Origin of the sequence: Nonomuraea sp. NPDC050404 (genome assembly GCF_040655495.1) — a bacterium.
Lineage (GTDB): Bacteria > Actinomycetota > Actinomycetes > Streptosporangiales > Streptosporangiaceae > Nonomuraea.
In genome coordinates, this window is the sequence record NZ_JBFAKB010000006.1 from 420891 (window position 1) to 436834 (window position 15944).

The following is a 15944-nucleotide window of genomic DNA, read 5'->3' on the forward strand; positions in this document are numbered from 1 at the left end:
GCATGAAACGCGCCCTCGGAGATCTCGAATCCACGATCATGGACAGGATGTGGGCCTACCGCAGGCCCGCGTCCGTCCGTGACGTGCTCGAAGACCTCCGCAAGGAGCGCGAGATTGCCTACACCACGGTCATGACGGTCATGGACAAGCTGCACACCAAGGGCCTGCTCAGGCGCGAGCCGGTCGGCCGCGCCTACGTGTACGAGCCGATCTCCACCAAGGAGGCCTACACCGCGGAGCTGATGCGGCACGCGCTGGCCGCCAGCGGCAACCAGGCCGCCACCCTGGTCCACTTCCTCGAACGCCTCACCCCGGAGGAGGCCACGGCGCTGGAGGCCGCGCTGCAGGTCTTCCCGTTCGGGGGCAGCCGCCGCCCGTAGGGCGATCTTTGCCCGTTTCCGTTCCGGCCTTGGGGGCAGGCGGGGAAGATCTCGTCCGGGGGAAGGAACGGTGCGATGACAGACGTCTCGGGCATGGGGTCTCAGTCTGACGACCAGCGTGAGGTGCTCACCAACAGGCAGGGGCACCCGGTCTACGACAACCAGAACCAGCGCACGATCGGCCCGCGCGGGCCGGCGACGCTGGAGAACTACCAGTTCCTGGAGAAGATCAGCCATTTCGACCGGGAACGCATACCCGAGCGCGTGGTGCACGCCAGGGGCACGCTCAGCTACGGCTACTTCGAGGCGTACGGCAAGTTCGGCGACGAGCCGATCAGCCGCTACACCAGGGCCAAGCTCTTCCAGGAGGCCGGCAAGCGCACGGACATCGCGCTGCGCTTCTCCACGGTGATCGGCGGGCGTGACTCGGCGGAGACGGCCCGCGACCCGCGTGGCTTCGCGATCAAGTTCTACACCGAGGACGGCAACTGGGACCTCGTGGGCAACAACCTGGCCGTCTTCTTCATCAGGGACGCCATCAAGTTCCCCGACGTGATCCACTCGCTCAAGCCGGACCCCGTGACGTTCAGGCAGGACCCCAACCGGATCTTCGACTTCATGTCGCAGACCCCGGAGTGCATGCACATGCTGGTCAACCTGTTCAGCCCGCGCGGCATCCCCGCCGACTACCGGCACATGCAGGGATTCGGCGTGAACACCTACAAGTGGGTCAACGCGCAGGGCGAGACGCATTTGGTGAAATATCACTGGATGCCCAAGCAGGGCGTACGCAGCATGACCGAGGCGGACGCGGCGGCCGTTCAGGCCGGCGACCTCGGCCACGCCACCAAGGACCTGCACGAGGCCATCGAGCGCGGCGACTACCCCGAGTGGGAGCTGCTGGTCCAGGTCATGACCGACGACGAGCACCCCGAGCTGGACTTCGACCCGCTGGACGACACCAAGGTGTGGCCGGAGAACGACTTCCCGCCGCGCGCCGTCGGCCGCCTGGTGCTGGACCGCAACGTGGACAACCAGTTCGCCGAGAACGAGCAGTCCGCGTTCGGCACCGGCGTGCTCGTGGACGGCCTCGACTTCTCCGACGACAAGATGCTGGTCGGCAGGACCTTCTCCTACAGCGACACGCAGCGCTACCGGGTCGGCCCTAACTACCTGCAACTTCCGGTCAACCAGACCAGGGCGCCGTGCAGGACGAACCAGCGCGACGGCCAGATGACCTACTTCGTCGACACGGGCGGCGAGAGCCCGCACATCAACTACGAGCCGTCCCTGCGCGACGGGCTGCGCGAGGCCCATTACCCGCACAACGACGAGGTCGGCCCGGCCGTCTCGGGGCGGCTCACGCGGGCCCGCATTCCGCGTACGAACGACTACAAGCAGGCCGGCCAGCGTTACCTGCTCATGGAGGACTGGGAGCGCGACGACCTGGTGCACAACTTCGTCACCGCGCTCAAGCAGTGCGACCGGGGCATCCAGGAGCGCATGGTCTGGCACTTCCTGCTCGTCGAGGACGATCTGGGCCTGCGCGTCGGCGAGGGGCTGGGCATCACCCCCGACGACGTGACCGGGCTGGAGCCGCTGCGGGGTCAGGACCTGACCGAGGAGGACCGCTACCGGCTGGGCAAGCTGGGCAGGAACGGTCCCCGCGACGTACAGGATCTGAAGATGACCCACTGCGTGCCCAACGAGCGGGCGGACCACACCGGCCGCTGACGCTCTCCTTTACGTCAGCCTCTCGCGGAGAGAGGCTGAAGGAGGAGGTGGACATCATGGAGTACAAGCAGTGGAACATCCAGATCTGGATCAGCGAGGACGACGATGACGCTCTGACCACGGCCACGGCGGTGCTGTTCACCCCGGATGGCAAGCGGCACGAGAGCGTGGCGCACGCCCGCCGTAATCCTGGTGACCGGCCCGTGCCCGGCATCGGGGACGAGCTGGCCGCCGGACGGGCGCTGTCCGACCTGGCCTCCAAGCTGATCGAGGACGGCGCCAACGACGTGGCCCAGATGGCCAGCCCCGCCTGAGCCAGGCCGGAGCAGACCCGCCTGAGCCAGGCCGGAGCAGACCCGCCTGAGCCAGGCCGGAGCAGCCTCGCCTGAGCCGGGCCGGAGCAGCCCCGCCCTGCCGGGGCTAGAGCAGCCCGGCGCTCGCCAGGAGCTTGCCGATCCGGCCGACCTCGTCCTCGTTCAGCGGGATCTGCGGGAGCGCGGTGATCGGGCAGTCGATGACGCCGCGCAGGTGCAGTGCGGCCTTGAACGCCCCGAGACCGGACGAGCTGCCGCCCATGCGCCCGCCACCGACGAAAACGATCTCGAACAGCCTGACCAGGCGCTCCTGCTCCGCCCGCGCCGCCTCCCAGTCACCCTGGGAGGCGCAGCGGTACAGCTCGGCGTACCCCTGCGGGTCCACGTTGCCCAGTCCGGGCACGACGCCGTCCGCGCCCATCCACAACGCCGAGTCCACGGTCACCTCGGACCCGGTGAGCACGCTGAACGACGGCTCGCGCCGCATGATGACCGCGCGCATCCCGCCGTCGTCGCCGCTGGAGTCCTTCAGCCCGGCCAGCGCGCCCTCGGCGGCCAGTTCCAGCAGCAGGTCGGCGCTCAGCTTCGTGTGTACGGAGACCGGCAGGTCATAGGCGTACACCGGCAGCCCGGCCCGCGCCGCGAGCGTCCTGAAGTGGGTGCGGATCTCCTCGGGATGCGTACGCGTGTAGAACGGCGCCGTCGCCACCAGCCCCGACGCCCCGGCCCCGGCCGCGACACGGGCGTGTTCGAGCACCCGTGGCGTGGTCATGTCGATCACCCCGGCCAGCACCGGCACCTGCCCGCCCACGTGCCCGACCACGGTCTCCAGCACCGTACGGCGCTGCGCGTCCGTCAGGTAGGCCACCTCCGAGGTGGACCCCAGCACGAACAGCGCGTCCACACCACCGTCGATGAGGTGGTCGATCAGCCGGACGAGCGAGGCGGTGTCCACCTCGTAGTCAGGGGTCATGGGGGTGCACACGGGAGGGATGACACCGGACAAACTCATATACGCTCCTGGATCAGTTCGACATCGGTCGCCCCAGCCACCACCGGATGGTGGCAGTGGAAGAGGTGGTCGTCCTCGACGGTCGGTGCGGGCATCTCGGCGGCGCAGACGTCGTCCGCCCGCCAGCACCGCGTGCGGAACGGGCATCCGCTGGGCGGCTTCGTGGCCGAGGGCACGGCTCCCACCAGCGGGATCGGGTTGATCGGCGAGATCAGCCCCGGCGTGGCGGAGAACAGCGCCCGCGTGTACGGATGCCGCGCGCCCAGCGGCACCGCCTTTGCCGGCGTCTGCTCCACGATCCTGCCCAGGTACATGGTGATCACGCGGTCGCTCATCCTTCGTACCGTCTGGATGTCGTGCGAGACGAACACCATCGCCAGCCCGAGCCGCTCCTTCAGATCCAACAGCAGGTTGAGTATCTGGGCCCGTACCGACACGTCGAGCGCGCTGGTCGGCTCGTCGGCCACGACCAGGTCGGGTTCGAGCGCCAGCGCCCTGGCCACCGCCACGCGCTGGCGCTGCCCGCCGGACAGCTGGCTCGGCAGCGCGTCGGCGGCGCTCGCGGGCAGCCCGACGAGGTCGAGCAGTTCGCGTACGCGGGCGTCGCGCTGGGCGGAGGTGCCGCGGTTGTGCACGTTGAGCGGGTCGCGCAGCACCTGCCTGATGGGCAGCCGCCGGTTGAGCGCCGTGGACGGATCCTGGAAGATCATGCCCACGCTCGCCCCGACCAGCTCGCGCCGCTGTGACTCCTTCATCCCCCACAGGTCCTGCCCGCGGTAGGTGACGGTGCCCGAGGTCGGCCGCTGCAGCCCCACCAGCACCCTGGCCAGCGTGGACTTGCCGCAGCCCGACTCGCCCACGACGCCGACCGTCTCGCCCGCGGCCACCGTGAGGTCGGCGCCGGTCAGCGCGTACACGCGGTCGCGCGAGAACACGCCGCCCGAGCGGGCCTTGTGCACCACGTGCACGTCGTTCAGCTCAAGCATGCTGCTCGCTCCTCGCCAGGGACTCGGCCGGATGGTGGCAGGCGACCTGGTGCGTGTCGTGCCCTTCCAACCGGGGCCTTTCCGTACGGCACACGTCCGAGGCCATCGGGCACCGGTCGGCGAACCGGCAGCCGGCCGGGAAGTCGGCGGGGGCGGGCACCACGCCGCGGATCTGGGTGAGCCGCTCGGCCCCCGACTCCAGCGACAACACCGAGCCCAGCAGGCCGCGGGCGTAGTGGTGGGCGGGCTTGCCGACCAGGGCCGCGGTGACGCCGGTCTCGACGATCTGGCCGCCGTACATGACCACCACGCGGTCGGTCACGTCGGCCACCAGCGCCAGGTCGTGCGAGACGAGGATCAGCGCGAACCCCAGCTCCTCGCGCAGCTTCAGCAGCAGCTCGATGACCTGCGCCTGCACGGTCACGTCGAGCGCGGTGGTGGGCTCGTCGGCGACGATCAGCTTGGGCTCGCGCGACAACGCCATCGCGATGAGCACCCGCTGCCGCTGCCCGCCCGACAACTCGTGCGGGTAGGCGGACAGGGTGCGGCGGGCGTCGAGGCCGACGAGTTCGAGCAGCTCGGCGGGGGTGCGCCGGCCGCCGCGCCGGGTGAGCTGCTTGAGCTGCGCCTTGATGGTCATGGCCGGGTTCAGCGAGGACAGGGCGTCCTGGTAGATCATCGCCATCTCGTGGCCGAGCAGGCGGCGGCGCGCGCCGCGCGACTCGGCGAGCAGTTCCCGCTGGTCGAAGCGGACGTGACCGCTGACCCGCGCGTTGCGGGGTTGCAGGCCCATGATGGTCAGCGCGGTCAGCGACTTGCCGCAGCCGGACTCGCCGACCAGGCCGAGCACCTCGCCGGGGCGTACCTCGAAGCCGATGCCGTCCACGATGTCGACGCCTTCGGCGAACCCGATCCGCAACCGTTCGACGGCGAGGATCGGCGGCCCCTGTGGCAGCGGTCTGGCCCGTTCTGCCAGCCGTTGCGCGGCCTCGGCCAGTCCCGGCAGCTCGACGACCTCGCCGGAGCCGGGCTTGGCCTGCTCGAACGCGTCGTCCTTGCGCACGCCGGCCTTGCGGGCTGCCGGGGCGGCCCAGGCGTCGGAGATGCCCTCGGACAGGATGTTCAGCGCGAGCACGGTGATGAGGATCAGCAGGCCGGGGAAGACCGTGGCCCACCAGCCGCCGAGCAGCACCAGGTTCTTCCCGTCGGCGATGACGCTGCCCCAGGAGGGGTTCGGCGGGCGCACGCCTGCCCCGATGAACGACAGCGACGCCTCGAACACGATCGCGTCGGCCACCATGACCGTGCAGAACACCAGCACGGGCGCGGCGCAGTTGATCGCGACGTGCTTGACGATGATGTGCGGCGTGCGGGCGCCGATGACGCGCTCGGCCGCCACGTAGTCCTCGCCGTACTGGGCGAGCACGTTGGCCCGCACGACCCGGGCCACGGACGGCATGTAGAGGAAGGCCATGGCCATGACCAGCACGGGGATGCTGCCGCCGAACACGGCCACGAGCACCGCGGCCAGCGCGATGCCGGGGAAGGCCATGATGACGTCGAGCACGCGCATGAGCGTCTCGTCCACGGCCTTGCGCGAGGTGGCCGCGATGGCGCCGAGTATCGCCCCGGCGACCAGGGCAAGCCCGGTCGCGCCGAGGCCGATGATGAGCGACCAGCGGGCCCCGTACAGGAGTCTGGACAGGATGTCGCGGTTGGCGCTGTCCAGTCCCATCCAGTGCGCGGCGGACGGCCCGCCGCCAGAAGCCTCTTGGAAGTACGGCGAGTGCGGCGCGATCCACGGCGCCAGCAGCGCGGCCAGCACGACCACGGCGATGAGGCCCAGCGACAGCCACGACATGGGCTTGAGCCGCCGGAAAACGACGCCGCCGGGGCGGGACAACCGTTCTGTCAGTCCTCGTCTCATGTGGCACTCCTGAGGCGGGGGTTGACCAGCAGATACAGAACGTCGACGATCAGGTTGACGATCATGAAGCCGATCGCGATGGTCAGTACCACGCCCTGGACGACGGCGGGGTCACCGTCGCGCACGGCGTTGATCATGAGCTGGCCCATGCCGGGCAGCCCGTAGATGGTCTCGATCACGACGGTGCCGCCGATCAGGTAGCCGATGCGCAGACCCAGCACGGTCAGCGGGTTGATCAGGGCGTTGCGCAGCACGTTCCGGCCGACGACCACGATCATGGGCAGGCCGCTGCCGATCGCGGTGCGTACGTAGTCGCGATCCAGCTCCTCCACCATCGACGTGCGGATGATGCGGGTGAGCTGGGCGGCGATCGGCAACGACAACGACAGGGCGGGCAGCGTCATCGACAGCAGCCAGCCGCTGAAGGAGTCGGCCGGGTTGATGTACCCGCCGGTCGGGAACAGCCCCTCCCCGACGGCCAGCCACTGGATCATCAGCAGCGCCAGCCAGAACGCGGGGGCGGCCACCCCGATCAGCGACACCATGCGGATCACCTGGTCGGGCCAGCGGTCGCGGAACAGCGCCGCCGTGACGCCGAACACCAGCGACAACACCACCGCCACGATCAGCCCGAGGAAGGTGAGCTGCAACGTCAGCGGCAGCGCGGTCGTCACGGATTCGAGCACCGGCTTCTTCGTCAGCACGCTGGTGCCCATGTCGCCCTGCGCCAGGTCCGCGACGAAGCGGACATAGCGCAGCGGCAGCGGGTCCAGCAGGCCGTTCTCTAGCTGGAATTGGCGGATTTGCTCGGGGGTCGGGTTCGCGCCCTGGAAGTAGGCGTACTCCGGCTTGCTGCCGGAGAACCGCATGACGATGAACACGAACGCGACCACGCCGAGCACCAGCGGGATCAGGATGAGCAGCCGCCGCAGCAACATCCGGGCGACGAGGGTCATGTCCTCTTGGCCTGCAGCAGGTTGATGCCCGGGTACGGCTGGGCGCGCACGCCGGACAACTTCTTCGGATCCCAGGCCGTCATCAGCTCGTTGTGCACGACCGGGTAGAGGATGGCCTGCTCAGCCACGAAATCCAGATATTTGTGGATCAGCGTGGTCCGTTGGGCCTTGTCCGTTTCCTTGCTCGCGTCGTCCATCATCGCGAACAACTTCTCGGCGTCCTTGGTGCCGTCCCAGTGGCTGTACTTCATCCACAGCCCGCCGGGCACGTAGTTGTAGTGCAGGATCAGGTCGGCGTCCATGCCGAACTGGTTGGGGTTCGAGGCCGCGGCCACCACCTGGTAGTCCTGGAACTGGTCCATCTTGGTGAACAGCGCGGCCGTGTCCTGCGGCTGCAGCGTGGTCTTGACGCCGATGGCCTCCCAGGAGGCGGCGATGGTGGGCAGGCAGTCCACGATCCAGCTCACGTTCACCGCCATGAGGTCGACCGTCAGGTCGCTGACCCCGGCCTCCTTCAGCAGCGCCTTGGCCTTCTCCGGGTCGTAGTCGTAGACGACCGAGGCGCGCTGGTGGTCCGGGTGCCCCTCGTTGAGGAAGGAACTGGAGGCCGTGCCGTGGCCCTTGAGCGCCACGTCGATCATCTTCTGCTTGTCGATGGCGTAGTGCAGGGCCTGGCGGACCCGTACGTCGTCGAACGGCTTGGCGCCGGTGTTGAACATCAGGAACATGTGGTTCATGCCCTTGCCGCCCTCGACGGTCAGCCCCTGCTGCTTGAGCTGGTCCACGTTGGCGTACGGGATGTTGTCGGCGACCTGCGCCTCGGCCGAGCCGCCGGAGATCTTGGCCACCCGGGCGGCGGCGTCCACGATCGTCAGCCAGTTCATCTTCTTGACCGTCGCGGGCCGCGGCCCGTTGTAGCCGTCGAACGCCTCGAACGAGGTGTTGGACTTCGGGTTGTGCGCCGTCTGCTTGTACGGCCCCGAGCCCACGACCTTGCCGCCCTTGGCCGCGTCCCAGGCCCCGGCCTGGGAGAACACGTGCTTCGGCATGATCTTCGCGATCGTCAGGCGCGGCGCGGCGTCGGGGAAGGCGTACTTGAACACCAGCTCCACGTTCTTGTCATCCACCTTCTTCACCTCCTTCAACCAGGACTTGAAGAAATTACCCACCAGCACGTTCGCCTCGGTGTCGAGGATGCGCTCGAAGGTGAAGACCACGTCGTCGGCGGTCACCGGCTGCCCGTCGTGCCACTTGGCGCCGTCCCTGAGCGTGAACTTCCACGTCGTCGCGTTCAGGTCGGCGGGCAGCGCGGTGGCCAGCGCCGGATAGGGCTCGCGAGTGATCGGGTCGGTGTCGAGCAGGCCCTCGTAGACGTGGTTGATGCCCGCCATGGCGAACGCCGAGGCCGTCTGCGTGGGGTCCCAGCTCTGGTCGTTGCCGTACCCGATCACTGCGGTGATGAGGTCCTTGTTGGTTCCCGCGCCGACCGAACCGGTCGAGGCCGGGCCTCCGGAACAGGCGGAGAGCGTGGCCGCGATGAACGCCGCCGCCCCGGTCGCCCCGCTGTAACGCAGGAAGTCGCGGCGACTGAAGTCAGAGCTCACGGTTGCCTCCTGAGGTTGAAACATAGGACATGGGACATCCCATGTCCTACGATGTGCGTAAAGTGGACGCTAAACGCCATCAAGGCTTGAGGTCAACGGAAGATTTCCGGATTGTTACCTGAGACGAAAGGATTCTTCATGGCCACAGTCCCGCGTCCGGCGCGTCTTAGCCGCGCCACCGAGGCCCAGGAGGGCGTCAAAGACCTCATCGTCAGGCGCGGGCTGGTGGCGGGAGATCCCCTGCCCACCGAGTCGGAGCTCATGGAGGAGCTTCAGGTCAGCCGCAACTCCATCCGCGAGGCGCTGAAGGCCCTGCAGGCGGTCGGCATCGTGGACATCCGGCACGGCTTCGGCATGTTCGTCGGCCGCATGTCGCTCGCCGGCCTGGTGGACGAGCTGACCTTCCACAGCCGCATCACCCTCCAGAACGGCGCCCACCACCTGGCCCACCTGGTGGAGATCCGCGAGATCCTGGAGAGCGGCCTGGTCCAGCGGCTGATCGAGCTCGGCCCCGACGTGGACCTGACACCCGTCGCCGACGTCATGGCCAGGATGGAGCGCGAGGCGGAGGCCGGGCTGGTCTCCCCCGAGACCGACCGCCTCTTCCACGACCTGCTCTACCGCCCGCTCGGCAATCCCCTGGTGAGCCAGCTGCTGGGCGCGTTCTGGGACGTCTACTACCAGCTCCGCGACGCCCTCGGCACGCCCGACGAGCCGCCCGCCGACGTCGCCAGGCGCCACCGCGACATCCACACGGCGGTGCTCAAGGGCGACAGGGCCGCCGCCGTGGCCGCCGTACAGGCGCATTTCGAGGGTGTACGCAACCGCGTGGCCAGGATCGGCGGCTGAGTGACGCGGGCGCTAGTCCGGCCAGCGTTCCACCCGCCGCCAGTGCCCCCGCCACTCCCCGAACCACTGCGCGAACCACGGATGCGCCCCCGCCAGCGGCACGATGTGGGCCACGGTCTCCAGGTAGTAGCGCCGCTGGAAGCGCCACGGCATGCGCTGCAACTCCTGCACGTTGCTCACCCGGTCCGACAACTTCACCAGCACGGCCCGGGGCGGCGCCTTGGCGAGCGTGGCCAGGTAGTCGGCCTTCGCGCCGCCGTCGGGCTTGGTCACCCACCGCACGAGCGTCGAGACCTCGGGCCCGAAGCGCCTGGCCACCTCCCCCTCCGTGCACGAGGTGTCCTCAAGTACGTCGTGCAGCACGGTCGCGACCAGCACCTCCTTCTCGCTCAGCCCGGCGCCTTCCACCGCCACCTGCAGCGCCTCAAGCAGATGCTCCAGGTACGGCCGCCCGGTGGGCCGCTGCTGCACGCCGTGTTTGCGCCGGGCGAAGGTCACCGCGTCACGCAGGAGGGTCACGGTGGGTGCGGGCAGCGCCCGGCTCAGCGGGCCTTCCGCGTGCGCCCAGGACGGCCAGCTCGTGAAGATCTCCATCCCGCTCCTTCATATCGGTAGTGCCGGCGGCGTGTCCTAGGCTGAGAATATGGCCGAGATCGCTGTCTCCGACGGGTCGTGGACGTTCAATGGGGAAATGCTGCGGATCGTCCCCGGGAGCGACAAGGACGTACATGAGCTACGCCGCACCCTCGGCGAGGTGCGGGTGCCGCTGGAGGCGATCGCCGGCGTGGCCTTCGAGCCCGCGCGCAAGGGCGGGCATCTGCGGCTGAGGCTGCGCAAGGGGGCCGACGCGCTGTCCGACGTCGTGGCCGGCACGCTCAAGCCGCCCGCCGACCCGTACCGGCTGGCCGTGCCCAAGGCCAGGGTGGGCGCGGCCGAATACTTCGCCGACGAGGTCCGCGACACGATGACCGTCTACCAGACGCCCGGCGGCCCCTGCGACGACTACCTCCTGCCCGTCCCCGACGTGCCCATCTCGGCGACGGCCGGCGACGGCACCGCGTTCTTCGACGGGGAGCGGGTGCGGCTGGAGTGGAGCGGCTGGGCCAGCACCGAGAAGGAGAAGGCGGGCACGCAGGAGTTCGCCCTGTCGGACGTGTCCGGCGTGGAGTGGAAGCCGCAGTCCGGCATGAGCTACGGCACGCTGCGCTTCCGCATCAAGGGCGAGGCTCCGGCCCGCTCGCCGGAGAAGGACCTGCGCTGCGTGTCCTGGGGCGTCCAGCCGTACGGCGGCGCTACCGCCCTGGTCGCCGCCGCCGTGCTGGCCCGCCTGCCGCGCGAGGCGCCCGAGTTGCCCCCTCCCCCGCCGCCCGTCTCCGACGACGTGCACGACGCGGTTCTGCGCCGCCTGGCCGAGCTGGGCCAGTTGCACCGCTCGGGCGTGCTGACCGACGAGGAGTTCGCGGCGGCCAAGCAGGCGATGATCCGGCGGCTCCAGGACTCGTAATTCCCTGGCCGCGAGAACACCCTCCGCGTACGATCGACTTCGGAAAGTGATGGTCGATCACTGTTCAAGGAGGGGCAATGTTCCAGGGAGCACGCATCGCGGCCGCCACGGCCGGAGCCTTCGCGCTGATCTCGGCGGGGCTGCCGTCATCCGCTTCGGCGGCGGCCACGGTACTCAACTGCGACACCTTCGTCCACAACAACGACAACTACCTGGGCATCGCCTCGTGTAGCAACCCCACGGGCCAGACCTGGAGGTTCCGGGCCGTGATCACCTGCGGCTGGGCGCCTGACGTCGTCGGGGAGTGGATCACGCTCGCGCCGGGCGGCTCCGGGCAGTCGCAGGGCGTCTGCGGCCGGCTCGGCTCCGGCGTCGGCGCCGTCGGGGTGGACGAGCGCCGGGTCTGAAACGCCAACGGGCACCGTCCAGAAATGGACGGTGCCCGTATGTGTGGTGGTGCGCCGCCAGGGACTCGAACCCCGGACCCGCTGATTAAGAGTCAGCTGCTCTGACCAACTGAGCTAGCGGCGCAACAAGAGAAACTCTATCAGCCGCCGGCCAGTGCCCGCGCCGCGTCACCCCAGCCGGGCCGCCAGCTTCTCGTACGCCCCGACCACCAGATCCCAGAATCTGGGCACGTCCAGAGAGGTCGCCACCAGCGCGTTCGCACCCTGCTCCGCGACCCGGAAATCCGTCACGGTCATGCCCCGGGTGTACTGCCCGGCGGTCTCCACGTTGACCACCGCCGGCACGCAGGTGAACAACTCGGGATCGAGCACGTACGCCACCGCGCACGCGTCATGGATGGCCGGCCCGCCCTCGGCCGTCACCATCCCGTAGAACTGCGTCGCCGGGACCAGCAGCTCCGACAACCGCCCGAGCGGCCGCATCCGGTCCAGCACCGCCGTGGTGACCGACGCCTTCAGCGTGACGTCGAGCCCGAGCATCCTGACCGTCCAGCCGGCCTCGAACACGATCGCCGCCGCCTCGGGGTCGGCCAGCATGTTGAACTCGGCCGCCGGGTTGTGGTTGCCGCGCGTGTAGGAGCCGCCCATGATGACCAGGTCGCGGGCCCACTCCACGATGCGCGGCTCGCGGCGTACGGCCAGGGCGATGTTCGTCAGCGGGCCCACGGCCACCAGCGTGATCTCGCCGGGGTCGGCCTTCAGCGTCTCGACGATGAAGTCGACCGCGTGGCCCTCCGACACCCCCCGCTGCGGCTCGGGCAGCACCACGTCGCCGAGGCCGCTGGTCCCGTGCACGTGGGCGGCCCTGACCGTGCGCGGCAGCAGCGCGCCCGCGCTTCCGGGGACCACGGGCACCTGGCCCATCGCCAGGAACTCCCGCAGGGCCAGCGCGTTCGCCGTGGTCAACTCCAGGTCTACGTTGCCGCCCACGGTGGTGATGCCCACGATGTCGAGGTGGTCCGCGGAGCCCGCCGCCAGGGCCAGGGCGAGCGCGTCGTCGATGCCGGGGTCGCAGTCGATAAGAACTTTCTTCACGTAACCGGAGGATACGCACGAATCCCACCCGAAGGTACGCATGGATCGGGCCGGGCAGTTCCCCCAAAGCTGCCCGGCCCGATCGGCGGCGGTCCAGGCCGGCGCTTTCCCCCAAAAGCACCGGCGGTCCCGCACTAGCAGACCGCGGTCCCCCTCCGCGTCCGCATCGGTGAAGGTCTATCGGCCAGTCTCAGTGCTCCTGACCTGCTACAACGCTACCGAGACGAATGCAACGGTCGCGTCATAACGGGGTCGAATAAGCGTCTTATCCACCTACGGAACCTCCGGAAGCTCCAATCGAACCTCCGTGCCGTCCTCCAGAGACCTGCTCACCGTGCAGTACTTCTCGTGCACCCGCCCGGCCACCGCCCTGAACACCGCATCGGCCGCCTCCGAGGGCAGCTCCACGTCATAGGTGACCGTCACCGGGCCGAGCTTGTTCTGCTCGACCTTCTCCGCCTCCACCGTCATCGCCAGCCGTACCAGCCGGTGCCCGCGCTGGGCGGTCAGCGGCTCGACCGTCACGATGTTGCATCCGCCCACCGCCGCCAGCAACAACTCGACCGGGGTGAACACCCCTTCGTCGTCGCCACCACCGATCAGGACCTCGGCGCCACGGGCGTTCGTGGCCCGGAATCCGCCCTCTTCAGTACGCTCGACTCGCACGTTAGCCATGTTTCAGACCCTACTCAGAAAGCTTTCATGTTCGTTCAGGATCGTGAACACATGGCTAGCGAGGTGAATGCTAATCCCGGCCCCATCCTGTTCTGGTCCGGGGTCGCGGTCGCCGAGTTCGGCGCGATCCGACCGGGTTACGGCTACCCGTGGACTCCGACCGCCTTCGTCGCCGCGACACTGCTCGTGGCACTCGGCTTCCTGAGCGTGCGCGCCGCCGACTACCTGCGTACCGAGGAGGCCAGGCAACGGCTGCGGCTCGGCTCCTATCTGGCCGGGGCACTGCTGGTGGCGCACCAGTTCAGCTCCACGGCCTCGGTGACCGAGTTCAGCCGGGTGGGCTCGTTGCTGCTCTATTCGATGGCCGCCGTGATGGCCGTCCGGAGCCACCGGGTGCCCCACACGGACCGGCCCGCGCTGCTGATCGCGACCGGGCTCGACCCCGGCTCGCTGCGCGCCCGCCTGGCGGGCGCGACGGACACCGCGACCGACATCGTGGCCGTCTACCGCACGATGCGCGCCACCGACGAGCTGCGCGACCTTGAGGCCCGCTTCGGGTTGATCATCGTGGAGGGCGCGGAGCACGACCCGAGGGCCAAGGAGCGCCTGAGCGCCTCCGGGCTGAGCCGCCAGATTCCCGACATCGCCGAGCGCGAGGTGGTGGTGGCCGGTCCACGGCAGTTCAAGCGGTACGTCGCGGGCGCATTGTCACGCCTTGCCGTCCCCAGATCACAGATTCATTTCAAGTCGGGGCAAAAGGTTTAGGCCCACCATACGGCCCGCCTGGCAGCGTGGACACCGACAAGGAGGCAAGGTGACGACTTTCCCCGGAAGCGCCCGTGTCGAAATGATCATGGGCATACCGGTCAGTGTGGATATCCGTACGGCTCTCCCGGCTCGCGAGTTGACCCCCCTGCTCGATGACGCATTCGCCTGGCTGAGGTGGGTGGATGACACCTTCAGCCCGCTCAAGGAGGACAGCCAGGTCGCGCGGCTCAACCGTGGCGGGACGATCGACCAGATCCCCGAACTCATCGAGGTCCTGCACCGCTGCGAGGAACTCGGCGAGGCCACCGGCGGCTGGTTTGAATCCCGGATCAACGGCGTCATCGACCCGTCCGGCTACATCAAGGGCTGGGCGCTGGAGCGGCTGTCGCGCGGCCTGGTCAACGCAGGAGCCGGTGACCACCGCCTGTCCGCCGGCGGCGACATCAGGGTGCGCGGCTCGGCCGCCCCCGGCAAACGCTGGCGCGTCGGCATCCGCGACCCCCACACCGACCTGGTACGCAAGGTCGTCTTCGCGCACGACCTGGGCATCGCCACCTCCGGCGCCACGCCCATCGTCGACCCGCACACCGGCCAGACCCAGCAGGGGCTCGGCTCGGCCACCGTGATCGGCCCCGACCTCGGCGTGGCCGACGCCTACGCCACCGCGATCCACGCCATGGGGCCCGCCAGGGGCCGGCGATTCGCCGCCGGGCTCGCGCGCTCCGGGCCGTACGAGACCATGATCGTCACCCCGGACGGCCAGGAAGTGATCACTCCCGGCTTCCTCGACTACAACGGCACGCAGTCCCGCCTGGCGGGCTGACAGGACCGGCACACACGCCGGACGCGCCGGGGGCCAGACCGTGAAGGGGCTCGCCACGCGCGTGACAGGGCGCCCGGACTGCCGCAGTCCGGGCGCCCGGATCACCGGCGCTAGGCGTCGGGGTGTTTGCGCAGATACTCGATATAGATCGGGCGCAGCGCCTCACCCAGCCGGCCCTCGCCCGCCGCGATGGCATCGCTGAGCAACGCGGAGACCCGGCTGAGGTCGGCGGCGGCCTCGGTCGTGTGACCGCTGGCGGCCTCGGCGGCCGGGATCACTTTCAGCAGGTCCCACAGGAACCCCAGATCCCCGTGGCGTACGGCATAACTGACCGCACGCTCGTGCAACTCGTTGGCCGGCAGCGACTCGAGCCCTTTCGTGTCCATTTCGCTCCCTCCCTCGCACGCCTCTTCCCCCCTTGGTTCGACCATAACCGGTGACTACGCACGGTGATCGGGGGGCATCGTAGTGGCGGCGCCCCTATCTAGAGCCGATCTCAAGTGGGAGGATCAATCAGCGTGAGATTCATCATCAGAACCGTCGCGGCCGCGGTGGCCCTGTGGGTGGCCATCCAGTTCATCGACGGCATAGACGTCGACGCTCCCACCAACTCGGCGCGCTACTGGGGCGTCCTGCTGCTCGTGGCCCTGATCTTCGGCGTCATCAACGCCATCGTCAAACCCATCGTGAAGGCCCTCGGCTGCGCGATCATCGTGCTGACGCTGGGCCTGTTCCTGCTAGTGATCAACGCGGCCATGCTCTTCCTGACGAGCTGGATCGCGGGCGAGTTCGACATCCCGTTCCATGTCGACAACTTCTATCCGGCCGCGTTCTGGGGAGCGGTCATCATCAGCGTGGTGAGCTGGGTGCTCGGCCTGTTCATCCCCGACAACGACTGAACCACCCATGG

Annotated in this window: 18 protein-coding genes and 1 tRNA gene; 9 read left to right on the forward strand and 10 right to left on the reverse strand. The window is 69.0% G+C overall.

Annotated elements, in window-relative coordinates; all coding sequences use genetic code 11:
- The first annotated feature begins 2 nt into the window (after window positions 1–2).
- The 3 genes from AB0I81_RS19250 (at window position 3) to AB0I81_RS19260 (ending at window position 2428) form a co-directional block, all read left to right on the forward strand.
- Window positions 3–380: a BlaI/MecI/CopY family transcriptional regulator gene (locus AB0I81_RS19250; RefSeq protein ID WP_360658284.1), complete on the forward strand. Its 378-nt coding sequence runs from the start codon at window positions 3–5 to the stop codon at window positions 378–380.
- 75 nt (window positions 381–455) lie between these two features.
- On the forward strand, window positions 456–2114 hold the full coding sequence (locus tag AB0I81_RS19255; protein WP_360658286.1) for a catalase: 1659 nt from the start codon (window positions 456–458) through the stop codon (window positions 2112–2114).
- Window positions 2115–2170: 56 nt separating this feature from the next.
- Window positions 2171–2428 (forward strand): DUF1876 domain-containing protein, encoded by a 258-nt coding sequence (locus AB0I81_RS19260; RefSeq protein ID WP_360658288.1) that lies wholly within the window; start codon window positions 2171–2173, stop codon window positions 2426–2428.
- A gap of 106 nt (window positions 2429–2534) precedes the next feature.
- Here AB0I81_RS19260 and AB0I81_RS19265 read toward each other — a convergent pair whose 3' ends face one another.
- The 5 genes from AB0I81_RS19265 to AB0I81_RS19285 are packed head-to-tail and all read right to left on the reverse strand — an operon-like array spanning window position 2535 to window position 8913.
- Window positions 2535–3440 (reverse strand): dihydrodipicolinate synthase family protein, encoded by a 906-nt coding sequence (locus tag AB0I81_RS19265; protein WP_360658290.1) that lies wholly within the window; start codon window positions 3438–3440, stop codon window positions 2535–2537.
- Complete coding sequence (locus AB0I81_RS19270; RefSeq protein WP_360658292.1) at window positions 3437–4426, reverse strand: ABC transporter ATP-binding protein; 990 nt, start codon at window positions 4424–4426, stop codon at window positions 3437–3439. Before AB0I81_RS19270 ends, AB0I81_RS19265 begins: the two co-directional genes overlap by 4 nt.
- The gene (locus AB0I81_RS19275) at window positions 4419–6353 is read right to left on the reverse strand and encodes a dipeptide/oligopeptide/nickel ABC transporter permease/ATP-binding protein (RefSeq protein WP_360658294.1); all 1935 of its coding nucleotides are present in this window, start codon (window positions 6351–6353) and stop codon (window positions 4419–4421) included. Before AB0I81_RS19275 ends, AB0I81_RS19270 begins: the two co-directional genes overlap by 8 nt.
- Window positions 6350–7309: an ABC transporter permease gene (locus tag AB0I81_RS19280; RefSeq protein WP_360658296.1), complete on the reverse strand. Its 960-nt coding sequence runs from the start codon at window positions 7307–7309 to the stop codon at window positions 6350–6352. Before AB0I81_RS19280 ends, AB0I81_RS19275 begins: the two co-directional genes overlap by 4 nt.
- Entirely contained in the window at window positions 7306–8913 is a 1608-nt protein-coding gene (locus AB0I81_RS19285; protein ID WP_360658298.1) for an ABC transporter substrate-binding protein, read from the reverse strand. The genes AB0I81_RS19280 and AB0I81_RS19285 overlap by 4 nt, the downstream gene beginning before the upstream one ends.
- Window positions 8914–9051: 138 nt before the next feature.
- Here AB0I81_RS19285 and AB0I81_RS19290 point away from each other — a divergent pair, with 138 nt between their 5' ends.
- The gene (locus tag AB0I81_RS19290; RefSeq protein WP_360658299.1) at window positions 9052–9762 is read left to right on the forward strand and encodes an FCD domain-containing protein; all 711 of its coding nucleotides are present in this window, start codon (window positions 9052–9054) and stop codon (window positions 9760–9762) included.
- A 12-nt stretch (window positions 9763–9774) separates the two neighbouring features.
- Here the strand turns inward: AB0I81_RS19290 and AB0I81_RS19295 are convergent, their stop codons facing one another.
- On the reverse strand, window positions 9775–10356 hold the full coding sequence (locus tag AB0I81_RS19295; RefSeq protein WP_360658300.1) for an HD domain-containing protein: 582 nt from the start codon (window positions 10354–10356) through the stop codon (window positions 9775–9777).
- A 49-nt stretch (window positions 10357–10405) separates the two neighbouring features.
- On the opposite strand from AB0I81_RS19295, the gene AB0I81_RS19300 reads away from it, so the two are divergent.
- Both AB0I81_RS19300 and AB0I81_RS19305 read left to right on the forward strand, forming a co-directional pair.
- A complete protein-coding gene (locus AB0I81_RS19300) occupies window positions 10406–11266 on the forward strand; it encodes a DUF4429 domain-containing protein (protein ID WP_360658301.1) in 861 nt (286 codons plus the stop codon).
- Window positions 11267–11343: 77 nt separating this feature from the next.
- Window positions 11344–11673 carry a hypothetical protein gene (locus AB0I81_RS19305; protein ID WP_360658303.1) on the forward strand — a complete coding sequence of 110 codons (330 nt, stop codon included), beginning with the start codon at window positions 11344–11346 and terminating at the stop codon, window positions 11671–11673.
- 47 nt (window positions 11674–11720) lie between these two features.
- Here the strand turns inward: AB0I81_RS19305 and AB0I81_RS19310 are convergent.
- The 3 genes from AB0I81_RS19310 to AB0I81_RS19320 form a co-directional block, all read right to left on the reverse strand.
- A tRNA-Lys gene (locus AB0I81_RS19310) sits at window positions 11721–11797 on the reverse strand.
- Between the two features lie 44 nt (window positions 11798–11841).
- Window positions 11842–12768 (reverse strand): nucleoside hydrolase, encoded by a 927-nt coding sequence (locus AB0I81_RS19315; protein WP_360658305.1) that lies wholly within the window; start codon window positions 12766–12768, stop codon window positions 11842–11844.
- A gap of 273 nt (window positions 12769–13041) precedes the next feature.
- Window positions 13042–13443 (reverse strand): OsmC family protein, encoded by a 402-nt coding sequence (locus AB0I81_RS19320; RefSeq protein WP_360658307.1) that lies wholly within the window; start codon window positions 13441–13443, stop codon window positions 13042–13044.
- Between the two features lie 51 nt (window positions 13444–13494).
- Between AB0I81_RS19320 and AB0I81_RS19325 the strand changes: the two genes are divergently transcribed.
- Window positions 13495–14208: a hypothetical protein gene (locus tag AB0I81_RS19325; protein WP_360658308.1), complete on the forward strand. Its 714-nt coding sequence runs from the start codon at window positions 13495–13497 to the stop codon at window positions 14206–14208.
- Window positions 14209–14296: 88 nt separating this feature from the next.
- Window positions 14297–15034, forward strand: coding sequence for an FAD:protein FMN transferase (locus AB0I81_RS19330; RefSeq protein WP_360658615.1), 738 nt, complete (start codon window positions 14297–14299; stop codon window positions 15032–15034).
- A gap of 110 nt (window positions 15035–15144) precedes the next feature.
- Here AB0I81_RS19330 and AB0I81_RS19335 read toward each other — a convergent pair whose 3' ends face one another.
- Entirely contained in the window at window positions 15145–15420 is a 276-nt protein-coding gene (locus tag AB0I81_RS19335) for a hypothetical protein (protein ID WP_360658309.1), read from the reverse strand.
- A 132-nt stretch (window positions 15421–15552) separates the two neighbouring features.
- Here AB0I81_RS19335 and AB0I81_RS19340 point away from each other — a divergent pair, with 132 nt between their 5' ends.
- Window positions 15553–15933, forward strand: coding sequence for a phage holin family protein (locus AB0I81_RS19340; RefSeq protein WP_360658311.1), 381 nt, complete (start codon window positions 15553–15555; stop codon window positions 15931–15933).
- The last annotated feature ends 11 nt before the right edge of the window (window positions 15934–15944 follow it).

Bases quoted from the DNA above. Each gene is read 5' to 3' on its own strand.
- AB0I81_RS19250 (WP_360658284.1), top strand. From the start codon at position 3: ATGAAACGCGCCCTCGGAGATCTCGAATCCACGATCATGGACAGGATG.
- AB0I81_RS19255 (WP_360658286.1), top strand. From the start codon at position 456: ATGACAGACGTCTCGGGCATGGGGTCTCAGTCTGACGACCAGCGTGAG.
- AB0I81_RS19260 (WP_360658288.1), top strand. From the start codon at position 2,171: ATGGAGTACAAGCAGTGGAACATCCAGATCTGGATCAGCGAGGACGAC.
- AB0I81_RS19265 (WP_360658290.1), bottom strand. From the start codon at position 3,440: ATGAGTTTGTCCGGTGTCATCCCTCCCGTGTGCACCCCCATGACCCCT.
- AB0I81_RS19270 (WP_360658292.1), bottom strand. From the start codon at position 4,426: ATGCTTGAGCTGAACGACGTGCACGTGGTGCACAAGGCCCGCTCGGGC.
- AB0I81_RS19275 (WP_360658294.1), bottom strand. From the start codon at position 6,353: ATGAGACGAGGACTGACAGAACGGTTGTCCCGCCCCGGCGGCGTCGTT.
- AB0I81_RS19280 (WP_360658296.1), bottom strand. From the start codon at position 7,309: ATGACCCTCGTCGCCCGGATGTTGCTGCGGCGGCTGCTCATCCTGATC.
- AB0I81_RS19290 (WP_360658299.1), top strand. From the start codon at position 9,052: ATGGCCACAGTCCCGCGTCCGGCGCGTCTTAGCCGCGCCACCGAGGCC.
- AB0I81_RS19295 (WP_360658300.1), bottom strand. From the start codon at position 10,356: ATGGAGATCTTCACGAGCTGGCCGTCCTGGGCGCACGCGGAAGGCCCG.
- AB0I81_RS19300 (WP_360658301.1), top strand. From the start codon at position 10,406: ATGGCCGAGATCGCTGTCTCCGACGGGTCGTGGACGTTCAATGGGGAA.
- AB0I81_RS19305 (WP_360658303.1), top strand. From the start codon at position 11,344: ATGTTCCAGGGAGCACGCATCGCGGCCGCCACGGCCGGAGCCTTCGCG.
- AB0I81_RS19320 (WP_360658307.1), bottom strand. From the start codon at position 13,443: ATGGCTAACGTGCGAGTCGAGCGTACTGAAGAGGGCGGATTCCGGGCC.
- AB0I81_RS19325 (WP_360658308.1), top strand. From the start codon at position 13,495: ATGGCTAGCGAGGTGAATGCTAATCCCGGCCCCATCCTGTTCTGGTCC.
- AB0I81_RS19330 (WP_360658615.1), top strand. From the start codon at position 14,297: ATGGGCATACCGGTCAGTGTGGATATCCGTACGGCTCTCCCGGCTCGC.
- AB0I81_RS19335 (WP_360658309.1), bottom strand. From the start codon at position 15,420: ATGGACACGAAAGGGCTCGAGTCGCTGCCGGCCAACGAGTTGCACGAG.